The organism is uncultured Amphritea sp. (assembly GCF_937127095.1).
GTDB lineage: Bacteria > Pseudomonadota > Gammaproteobacteria > Pseudomonadales > Balneatricaceae > Amphritea.
This window is the reverse complement of sequence record NZ_CAKZLP010000070.1, coordinates 1-9,247: the sequence shown is the minus strand read 5'-3', so window position 1 is coordinate 9,247 and position 9,247 is coordinate 1. Positions and strand designations below refer to the sequence as shown.

Here is a 9,247-nt window from a genome sequence, read left to right as displayed (position 1 = left end):
CTTATCAGCACCGCGGGTGTTGAGGTGATGTTAGTGGGCGACTCCCTGGGCATGGTATTGCAGGGCAATGACAGTACGCTGCCAGTCACCGTCGAAGAGATGGCTTACCATACCGCAGCAGTCAAAGCGGGCAATCAGGGTTCGATGATCATGTCTGACCTGCCCTTTATGAGCTACGGCACGCCCGAGCAAGCGATGGACAGTGCCGCAGTACTGATGCAGGCCGGTGCCCATATCGTCAAACTGGAAGGCGCTGCCTGGCTGGATGAAACCATCACTCTGCTGGCACAGCGGGGTATTCCGGTATGCGCACATCTGGGGCTGACACCACAGGCGGTCAACGTCCTCGGCGGATACAGAGTCCAGGGCCGTGACAACGATACCGCGAAACAGATGATCGAAGACGCGGTACGGCTGGAACAGGCGGGCGCAGCGATGCTGTTGCTGGAATGTGTTCCGGCACTCCTGGCAGGTGAGATCACTAAAGCGGTCGACATTCCGGTTATCGGTATTGGTGCCGGCGCTGAAACCGACGCTCAGGTGCTGGTGATGCACGATATGCTGGGCATCACTCCGGGCCGCAGCCCCAGGTTCGTGAAGAACTTTATGGCTGACAGCAATGATATCGCGGGTGCTTTTAAAGCCTATGCCGACGAAGTAAAGGCAGGCACTTTCCCCGGACCGGAACACGGATTCTAATAACGATGAAAACTATCTATTCAATCGCCGAGTTGCGTGAAGTGCTCGGTGAGGAGCGTCGTGCTGGCAAAAAAATCGGTTTTGTCCCAACCATGGGCAATCTCCATACCGGCCATATCCAGTTGATCCACCAGTCCAACAATCATGCGGATATCACCGTCTCCAGTATCTTTGTCAACCCACTGCAGTTCGGTGAGAACGAAGATTTGGATGCCTATCCGCGCACCCTGGCGGCTGATCAGGAAAAACTGGAAGCCGCCAGTTGCGACTACCTGTTTGCCCCGAATATCAATGAGATGTACCCCAACGGCCAGGTTATCCAGACCCTGATCGAAGTACCGGGCATCTCGGATATCCACTGCGGCGCAACCCGCCCGGGACACTTCCGCGGTGTCGCGACTGTAGTGTGCAAACTATTTGGCATTGTCCAGCCCGATGTTGCCATCTTTGGCGAGAAGGATTTTCAGCAACTGATGGTTATCCGCCGCATGGCTGAAGACCTGTTTCTGCCGGTTGAGATCCTCGGCGCTCCGATTGCACGGGCACAAAGCGGTCTGGCGCTCAGCTCCCGTAACGGTTATCTGACCGAAGCGGAATTAGCAACTGCGCCCACCCTGAACAGCACGATCTGCCAGACAATCGATCAGATCAGCGCTGGCCGTCGCGACTATCCGACGCTGCAGGAAGAAGCCCAGACACTGCTGGAACAGGCAGGCTTTAAACGGGACTACTACACCATCTGCAACCGCACAGATCTGCAACCGGCCGGTCCGGAAGACACGCAACTGGTACTGGTCGCCGCAGCCTATCTGGGTAAAGCGCGCCTTATCGACAATATGGTTATTGACCTCTAAACCCGAACACACAAAGTTTCAAAGCCTGCGCTTCCGTTAATCAAAGCACCCACAATCCCGGCCGGCTGAAGGATATTCACCTTTGGTCGGCTTGGTTATCCGCCCAACAACTGCTACATTCTCCTGTCTGGCGTCATTTTTTTATTCTACATGCCGACAGATAGGCTAAACCCCATTGCAGTTGCGTTTTGTCTATGATGTACTGCACTGCACAAAAATGATTACTACAAAAAAGCTGCAGGGTGTTTCGTGTCGGGTTACTGACTGACCTGCCATTAAATAGTCACAGTGCGTGACTACACTACCGCAGCAATCTTACAAGCAAGAGGAATGATCATGCGTGATGTTGTTGTTGTAGCTGCAGGCCGTACGGCTGTAGGTAATTTTAATGGTTCTCTGGCATCAGTTCCTGCCAGTGATCTGGGCGCTATCGTAATTAAAGGTCTGCTGGAAAAATCCGGCATCGCCGCCAACCAGATTGATGAAGTTATTCTGGGTCAGGTGCTGACCGCTGGTTGCGGCCAGAATCCAGCCCGTCAGGCGACGGTTAATGCCGGTCTGCCAATTGAAGTATCGGCCATGACGATCAACAAAGTCTGTGGTTCAGGCCTGAAAGCGATCCAACTGGCAACTCAGGCGATCCGCTGTGGTGATGCTGAGATGATCATCGCCGGTGGTCAGGAAAACATGAGCATGTCCGCTCACATCCTGCCAAACTCCCGTAACGGCGCCCGCATGGGTGACTGGAAGCTGGTCGACACCATGATCAAAGATGGCCTGTGGGATGCGTTCAACGACTACCACATGGGTATCACCACTGAAAACATCGTGGAAAAATACGGCTTCACCCGTGAAGAGCAGGATGCGTTTGCTGCTGCGTCTCAGAACAAAGCTGAAGCTGCTATTACCGCTGGCAAATTCAAAGACGAGATTATCCCGGTTGTCATTCCTCAGCGTAAGGGTGATCCGGTTGTATTTGATACCGATGAGCAGCCACGTTTTGGTGCCACTGCAGAAGCACTGGGCCAACTGCGCCCTGCCTTCAAAAAAGATGGTACGGTTACCGCCGGTAACTCTTCCACTATCAACGATGGTGCTGCTGCCGTAATCCTCTGTTCTGCTGAAAAAGCGGCTGAACTGGGTCTGCCGGTTCTGGCGACTATCAAAGCCTACGCCTCTGCAGGTGTTGACCCCTCTATCATGGGTACCGGCCCAATCTGCGCCACACAGAAAGCGCTGGAAAAAGCAGGCTGGACAGTGGATGACCTGGAACTCATTGAAGCCAATGAAGCCTTTGCTGCTCAGGCAATGTCTGTCAACAAAGACCTCGGCTGGGATACTAAGCTGGTTAACGTTAACGGTGGCGCTATCGCTCTGGGTCACCCGATCGGTGCTTCAGGCTGCCGTATCTTCGTTTCTCTGCTGCACGAGATGGCTCGTCGCGATGCGAAGAAAGGTCTGGCGACACTGTGTATCGGTGGTGGTATGGGTACTGCGCTGGCAATTGAGCGCGCTTAATCCCCGACTGATCTCAGTCTAAAAAAAACCGCAGCCTTGGCTGCGGTTTTTTTATATCGGTCATGCACTCATGATAAAAAGCATGTCAGGCAGTCGCAATAGCGCCTTTACCCACCCCTTCAAACGCTCTCACCATAACGTCACGATCCGGATACGACAGTTTAACCTGCGCCGCCAGATGACAGGCGATCTGCTCGACGGTGGTCTCTGTATCGATCAGATAGCAATGGTTGGCTGGCAGGCTGATCTCAAACTGCCCCTGGGGCGCATCATACTGATAATGATGCTCTGCGGCGGATGCACTCAGCAGGTGGCTGCGGGTGCCAATATAGATATCATGAAAAGTGTCTGCCCACTGCTGCTCAACGCCGGTATCACGCTGACCATCGAGAAAGATCTCAATCCGTGAACGATGCCCGTGAGCGATCCGCTGACAGTTACCGTCGTGCTGCTGCAACCCATGACTATAGTGATAAAAAGCACCGCTGATCGCTTCAGGTATAAAGCTGATCTCCAGCCCCTGCACCTCTTCGGGAAACAGCTCCAGCAAGCGCTCTTTACACCACTTCGCCAGACTGGTCTCCGTCACCTGGTCCAGTTCCACCAGCACAATCGCCTGTTCGGGTGAACGACAGAAAAACCCGCCACCGTCCGGGTATTGCCAGGTCACCGTGGTTTCACCTTCAGCCTGACGGGTTGTCAGATTCGCCATTCCGGTAGGCACCACCAGCGCATGGTCAATACAGTTATCAAACCACTGCTTTACCGCTTTTTTTACAATCGCAAAGTCGCAGATCATCCCCTGCTCATTCAGATTGCCATCCAGCACCAGCTGAACCAGCCAGGACTCTCCCAGCAGGCCTCGTTGCGGATGCAGGTAAGAAAAGTCAACGTTGGTCAGGTTATCTACAAAAAGCTTCACAGGCAGTCACACAGTCAGTTTAAATAAGTGAATAGTCGGGCGGCGTATATTAGCTGATTACCAGCTCTATTGCATTCCGGCTGGTACCGGTATACTAGCTGTTTTTTGATAACAGGCAGATGAAATTCAATGCGACTGGATAAATATCTAAGTCAGGCAACCGGTTTACCGCGCAGTCTAATTAAACGACAGATCAAATGTAAGAACGTCGAGGTAAACGGTGAGATCTGTCAGGATCACGGTTACAAAGTTGTCAGCGGTGATGAGGTGTTACTGGAAGGTCAGGAAGTATCGAATCCAGGTCCAAAATACCTGATGCTGAATAAACCCGAAGGCACCGTGTGCGCCACCGAAGATGCGGAGCACCCTACAGTTATCGACCTGCTTGAGCTGGACAATATTCGAGATCTGCATCCAGCTGGTCGTTTAGATATTGATACCACCGGGCTGGTGCTGATCACCAACGATGGTCAGTGGTCCCACCGGGTCACTTCACCTAAACACCGCTGCGATAAGGTCTATCTAGTCACCACAGCCGATCCCATTAGCGAAAACTACACCGAAGCGTTTGCCAGCGGCATCATGCTGCGCAACGAAGACAACCCCACCCTGCCAGCCACACTGGATATTCTCTCTGACACTCTGGCCCGGGTTACCCTGCATGAAGGCCGCTACCACCAGGTTAAGCGGATGTTTGCCGCGATGGGTAACAAAGTGATCGCCCTGCACCGCGAACAGATTGGCGCCATCGCCCTGGATGATGAACTGGAACCGGGCGAGTTTCGTTTTCTGACCGAAGAAGAGGCGAAATCCTTCTGATGACTGATACTGCATTTACACTGTTAAAACCTGAGCTGGACAGTGCCAGCGGCCTGGCGCTCTGGATCGCCGATGAAAACCTGCTGAATCAGGCGAGTAATGTAAACCCAGCCGTCACGGTGATCACTAACCGCTATGATCTCTGCCAGCAACTGGAAAGTGCCGGCTGGGCCAGCCAGTTCTCTGATTTTGATTTCACCCCCTATGCCGATCACACAGTGGATAAAATCATCTACCGGGTGTCAAAAGAGAAACCGGTGGTTCACCATGTGATCAATCAGGCGATCCGTATTCTCAAGCCCGGCGGAACCCTGTGCATCGCAGGCCTGAAAAACGAAGGCATTAAGACCTATCTGGACAAAGCCAAGAAACTCTTTGCCGGACAGATCGAGCAGTCCAAGTCAGACAAAAACTCCTGGATGGGTATTCTTCACTCTCCCGGCGCCCCTGACACCGAATTACTCGAAGATCAGGATTATACCAGCCTGCGTGTAGTCGCGACTGACGAAAACGTCAGCTATATCAGCAAGCCCGGGGTGTATGGCTGGAACAAAATCGATAAAGGCAGCGCGTTTCTAATCGCCGAGCTGGTCCGTTTCACCGAGCGCCTGCCTGCCCCGCCGAAAACAGCGCTCGATCTGGGCTGTGGTTATGGTTATCTGGCGATTAACTGTGCGCCGTTAGGCTGTCGCATTACCGCCACGGACAACAACGCCGGAGCGCTGCTCGCTTGCCAGGAAAATATCCGTCAGTTGGGTATCGATGCAGAAGTCATCGTCGCGGATTGTGCCGAAGGCATCAGCGAACGATTCCCCCTGATCATCTGTAACCCGCCGTTCCATCAGGGGTTCAGTATTGAGGGTGATATGACTGATCGTTTCCTCGATGCCGCACGTAAGCACCTGCAGAGCGATGGTATCGCCTGCTTTGTTGTCAACCTGCATATCCCGCTGGAACGAAAAGCCAAAAAACTGTTCTCAACCATAGAAACCGTCGCCGACAATGGCAGCTTCAAGCTGATATTACTGTCCCAACCGAATTAAGACATGAGTTACAAAGACAGCATGATCTCTACCTATCTTAAACAAACCTGGTTCTTTTTCCGCGCACATATGCAGCAAATTATGCGCATACAACTGCCCTTTATTATCCTGATAACCCTGATCAGCATGAGCGCAATGCAATCGGTCGATCCGGAAAACCCAGAGATCAACAACTCGATTCTGATGTTCTATCTGGCCAGCCTGATCTTCCTGCCACTCTATGCCGGTGCCACCATCGCCTATCTGGAGTCGGTAGTAAATAAGGCCCCTATCAGCACCACTGAAGCGCTGAAAATTGGCTTAACCCGCTGGGGGCCTCTGTTTGTTACCAAACTGCTGGGCGCCTTCGGTATCGCCATCGGCCTGTTACTGTTTTTTATCCCCGGGGTCTTTATGATGATCCGCTGGGGATTTGCCGAATACTTCAGCATTATCGAAAAAACCGGCCCTACCGAGTCCCTGAAAAACAGCTGGCAGGACACCTCTGAATACTTCTGGCCCCTGCTGAACGGCCTGGCCTTTCTGTTTGCCGTACTGCTGGGTGGCAACCTGCTGATCGAAACGCTACTGCAGACAATGGGAATCGATTCACTGATCATCCGCGCCCTGTTTGATATCGTCTTCGGCTTTCTCAACTGTCTTTATACGATATACGGTTTTCGGCTGTATTGTGTTATGCGGGAGAACACTGCGGAGCAGGGTTGAGGGACTAGACCGCCGCTGCGCGGCTCGCCAGACGTGACTGCGTCACTTGCTAGTGGTTAGACGGGAAGCTTCGCTTCCCTTGCTAGAAAAAGCCTGCGAAAGAGACTGAATAGAAGGTCTTTTCCCCTTGGAGGTATAGTTATTAACCTAATAAAATCAGTTATTTACTTTGCTAACAAGGTAATTATTCATTAATTTTCGTCCCCACATCTACCTCTGCTGTTGGGGTTCGTACCTCACCCCAACCTACCTTGTACCAAATCAACCTTACAACGCTCGTTATCACACGCCTGATGAAGAAGGCTTTTCCTAGTCACTAGCAAGTGACGCAGTCACGTCTAGCGACTGCTCTTTTATCCCCAGATTCGGCCGCACAAGCCTGTGCATAACGTTGGGACAACTGCCGTAAGCCGCACCATTGTTGTATTTCCAACGTGCGGGCAATAATTAGGCAGCGCATATTTCTTAGTTAAAAAAGTAGTTGCATTCTTGCGCCAACAAATCATAATGAGAATCATTCTTATTAATAAGCAAGGAGATTTATCATGGGATCACTCAGAATCGATGCCTGGCTGGAGCGTGAAGAACCTATCATCAAACTACACAGTGGCATGACCGAAGCCCTCATCGCTGAGTGGCGTGGCAATGCGGTTGCCGAGTTAATTGAGCAGGGGATAGTGACTTGCAGTGAGCTGTTTTCAACTGATCGCAGGGTGCAACAGCAGGCAACCCACGAACTACTGCTTAACGCTTGCGCAAACTCACTCTGCAGCAAAAACGGCCCGCAGTGTTTCACCTGTATAACTGGTCGCCTGTTGCGGGCACTGGTACTGAGTGACAGCGAAGCAGAGCAGCCCTCCGTTGCGGGCCTGGAGCTATACCGGTCAGCAAGCTGATATTTTTCTGGCATACACAGGGCAGGCGCAAAGCAACAATCAGCGACGGCCCTTTTATCCCCAGATTAGCCCGCACAAGCCTGTGCATAACTTTGGGAGAACTAGCGTAAGCCCCATCAACGCTACGCTTCGGGATGCCGGGCAATAAATGCTCAACGTCTGAGAACAGCTTTTAACTGCTCTTAAAAACGCTTTTTCGAGCAAGGCGCGAAGCGCCGTTCTAGCCTGCGAAAGAGTCTGAATAGAAGATATTTTTCCCTCGGACGCATAATTATTCACCATATAAAATCAGGTAGTTACTTTGCTAACAAGGTAATTCGTAATTAATTTGCGTCGTCACATCTACCTCTGCTGTTGGGGTTCGTACCTCACCCCAACCTACTAAAATCAAACTTACAACACTCGTTATCACACGTCTAATGAAGAAGGATTTTCCTAGTCACTAGCAGGCGCGCAGCGCCGTTCTAGCAGCCCGTCGGACTTAATCGAATAAAGCTCCTGTGAGATAATGAGCTTCCCTGACTACATCCGGATAATGACTATGAGTCGTTTTGTCACTGCTGATCGAGATACTGTCTTCTTATTCCCTCCCTCGGTATCAGACTGGCTGCCCGAAGACCATTTAGCGCGCTTTATCGTTGAGATTGTCGATCAGCTCGATCTTTCTGAACTCACTCAACAATACACAGGCAGGGGTTCCAAAGCACACCACCCGGCAGTCTTACTCGGCTTGCTGATCTACGGTTATGCCACTGGTGTTTTCTCCAGCAGAAAAATTGAACGCGCTACGTATGACTCGGTCGCTTTTCGCTATGTGGCGGCTAACACCCACCCTGATCATGATACGATCGCGGCTTTTCGGCGTCGGTTTTTACCCCACTTTGAAGCGCTATTTGTCCAGGTTTTGCTCCTGGCCCAAGAGATGAATCTGGTGAAACTGGGCCGGATCGCGCTGGATGGCACCAAGATTAAAGCCAATGCCAGCAAGCATAAAGCGCTGTCTTATGCTCATGCAAAAAGGATTGAAAAACAACTTCATGCTGAAGTGGAAGCCTTGACTGCTCTGGCTGAGGAAGCTGATCAAACACCCGTGGTTGATGGTTTGGACATTCCTGCGGAGATTGCACGCCGTGAAACTCGGCTGGAGGCACTGGCTGCTGCGAAAGTCGCCATTGAGGTGCGCGCCCAAGAGCGATTTGAACGTGAACAAGCCGAATATCAGCGTAAGCAGGAAAGGCGGCAGGCCCAGAGGGACGTGGGAAAAAAGCCTAAAGGTCGGGAGCCTATACCACCGGAACCCGGCCCTAAAGATAAAGATCAGGTTAACCTGACCGATGACGAGTCGCGCATCATGCCAGTATCAGGTGGCGGCTTCGAGCAGTGCTACAATGCACAGGCCAGCGTCGATACAGAGACGATGCTGATAATGAGTACACATGTAACTCAGGCCCCGAACGACAAACAGCAAATAGAACCAGCGCTGAAACCCCTGACGGCCTTGCCGGTGAAGTTAGGTAAAGTGACGGATCTGTTAGCGGATACCGGTTATTTTAGTGCCAACAATGTTAGCCTCTGCACGCAGGCTAATGTTGATCCCTTACTTGCCATCGCGCGAGACCAACACCATCTTTCCGTTTTTGAACGGTTCGCACCTGACCTCCCTGCGCCGGAAACAGATGATTCTCTGTCTCTCATGAAACACCGACTGACAACGAAGACGGGGCGGGCATTATATGGGTTGAGAAAACAAACGGTGGAACCGGTTTTCGGTATTATCAAGCACGTGATGGG

At 51.9% G+C, this 9,247-nt stretch carries 9 protein-coding genes; 8 read left to right on the top strand and 1 reads right to left on the bottom strand.

What is annotated here, in order from left to right:
• The 3 genes from panB to Q0499_RS18160 form a co-directional block, all read left to right on the top strand.
• A partial coding sequence (panB, locus tag Q0499_RS18170; protein WP_299202412.1) for a 3-methyl-2-oxobutanoate hydroxymethyltransferase occupies positions 1–699 on the top strand: 699 nt, incomplete at its 5' end.
• A gap of 5 nt (positions 700–704) precedes the next feature.
• Positions 705–1,553 (top strand): pantoate--beta-alanine ligase, encoded by an 849-nt coding sequence (gene panC, locus Q0499_RS18165; protein WP_299202409.1) that lies wholly within the window; start codon positions 705–707, stop codon positions 1,551–1,553.
• 336 nt (positions 1,554–1,889) lie between these two features.
• Positions 1,890–3,071, top strand: a complete 1,182-nt coding sequence (locus tag Q0499_RS18160; RefSeq protein ID WP_299202406.1) for an acetyl-CoA C-acetyltransferase — start codon at positions 1,890–1,892, stop codon at positions 3,069–3,071.
• An 85-nt stretch (positions 3,072–3,156) separates the two neighbouring features.
• Here Q0499_RS18160 and Q0499_RS18155 read toward each other — a convergent pair whose 3' ends face one another.
• Positions 3,157–3,993: a 6-carboxytetrahydropterin synthase gene (locus tag Q0499_RS18155; protein ID WP_299202403.1), complete on the bottom strand. Its 837-nt coding sequence runs from the start codon at positions 3,991–3,993 to the stop codon at positions 3,157–3,159.
• A gap of 129 nt (positions 3,994–4,122) precedes the next feature.
• Here Q0499_RS18155 and rsuA point away from each other — a divergent pair, with 129 nt between their 5' ends.
• From rsuA to Q0499_RS18130, 5 genes are all read left to right on the top strand, one after another.
• A complete protein-coding gene (gene rsuA, locus Q0499_RS18150; RefSeq protein WP_299202400.1) occupies positions 4,123–4,812 on the top strand; it encodes a 16S rRNA pseudouridine(516) synthase RsuA in 690 nt (229 codons plus the stop codon).
• Entirely contained in the window at positions 4,812–5,855 is a 1,044-nt protein-coding gene (locus Q0499_RS18145) for a methyltransferase (RefSeq protein WP_299202398.1), read from the top strand. Before rsuA ends, Q0499_RS18145 begins: the two co-directional genes overlap by 1 nt.
• A 3-nt stretch (positions 5,856–5,858) precedes the next feature.
• A complete protein-coding gene (locus Q0499_RS18140; RefSeq protein ID WP_299202396.1) occupies positions 5,859–6,560 on the top strand; it encodes a YciC family protein in 702 nt (233 codons plus the stop codon).
• 545 nt (positions 6,561–7,105) lie between these two features.
• Entirely contained in the window at positions 7,106–7,456 is a 351-nt protein-coding gene (locus tag Q0499_RS18135) for a hypothetical protein (protein WP_299202394.1), read from the top strand.
• Between the two features lie 541 nt (positions 7,457–7,997).
• On the top strand, positions 7,998–9,247 hold a 1,250-nt coding region (locus Q0499_RS18130; protein WP_299202392.1), incomplete at its 3' end, for an IS1182 family transposase.